The following is a 1,234-nucleotide window of genomic DNA, read 5'->3' as shown; positions in this document are numbered from 1 at the left end:
AAGGATGGTTGGGCGGATGGGAAAGACTATCTCTAGCAGGCTGTAAAGTCTAAAAGTGGACTAATAGATGACTAGTCAATAGTACTGAAAGCGCGCCTAGCCGGTTATCATCCTCAATTACACCGCTTCAAAATCAATTCATTCTACAGACTACAAATCCCAAGACCTGCCCTGAAGGGAGCACTACACGCGGTTAGCCTCGGTCACGTTCTCCACACTGAGGAGGCTGTCGCAGACGGTAGCGACATCGGTGGTATCGTAGACTGAGATGGTGAGGTGACCCTCAAAGATACCATCGTCTGTAGTCAGCGTAATGCTCTTGATGATGAAGTGCGTCAGCTTGTGCAATACATCGGCGATGGCGTAGAGCACGCCCTTGGCATCGATACCCCGGAAGCGTATGGTCACGTCAAAGAGCTGCTGCTTGTGCATGTCCCAAGAGCAGGCTATGATGTTGTTGCCGTACCGCGTCTTGAGCTTGACCGCCTCGTCACAAGTGCGCTTATGGATGATGAGCTGCCCATCATCGGTGATGTAGCCCATCACATCGTCTCCGGGAATGGGGGCGCAGTGGGGACAAAGGGTGCTCTTGGCCAGTATCTCCTCGGTGAGGGGGAGCAGCTGCTTACGGTTGAGCTGTTTGGCCCACCCCTCTTGAGCCAGGTCGGGGGCTGCGGTGGAAACTTCGGGCGTAGTAGACGTTCGGACAGTGCCCATAAAGGGGATGAAGCGTCGCCAGCCCTTGGTCTCTTTACGCCCTTGTAGGTGGGTAAGGAGTGCGTCATCGAGCTGAATGAGGCCATCGCCAATGTTGTAGTATAGCTCGTCCGTGGAGGGGAGGTTTTGGAAATGGCGCACCCGGTCGATGGTCTCAGCATCTGCCGTGAGGGAGTGTTGCTGCAAGAAGTCGCGCAGCATGCCCTCACCCTTAACCTGCTTGTCGCGGCTCTCGCGGCGTAGATAAGCCTGTATCTTACCGCGCGCCTTGGCCGTGGTGGCAAAGCCCAACCATTCGGCCGAGATATGGCTGGTGCGCGTGGTGAGAATCTCTACCTGGTCACCGCTCTTGAGGACATAGCTCAGGGGTACCAGGCGGTGATTGACCTTGGCACCGAAGCAGTGAGAGCCTAAGAAGGAGTGGATAGAGAAGGCAAAGTCGAGCGCCGTAGACCCTAGGGGCATAGACTTAAGCTCACCCTTGGGCGTGAAGACCATAATCTCCGAGGCATAGAGG

Annotated in this window: 1 protein-coding gene; it reads right to left on the bottom strand. The window is 55.5% G+C overall.

Annotated features, from left to right (window positions below; genetic code table 11):
* Positions 1-183 precede the first annotated feature (183 nt).
* Positions 184-1,234: TGS domain-containing protein (locus tag Q4P78_RS08950; RefSeq protein ID WP_303340024.1), on the bottom strand; the 1,051-nt coding region annotated here is incomplete at its 5' end.

The sequence above is a fragment of the Rothia sp. (in: high G+C Gram-positive bacteria) genome (assembly GCF_030540545.1).
Lineage (GTDB): Bacteria > Actinomycetota > Actinomycetes > Actinomycetales > Micrococcaceae > Rothia.
This window is presented reverse-complemented; position numbering and strand designations above follow the sequence as displayed.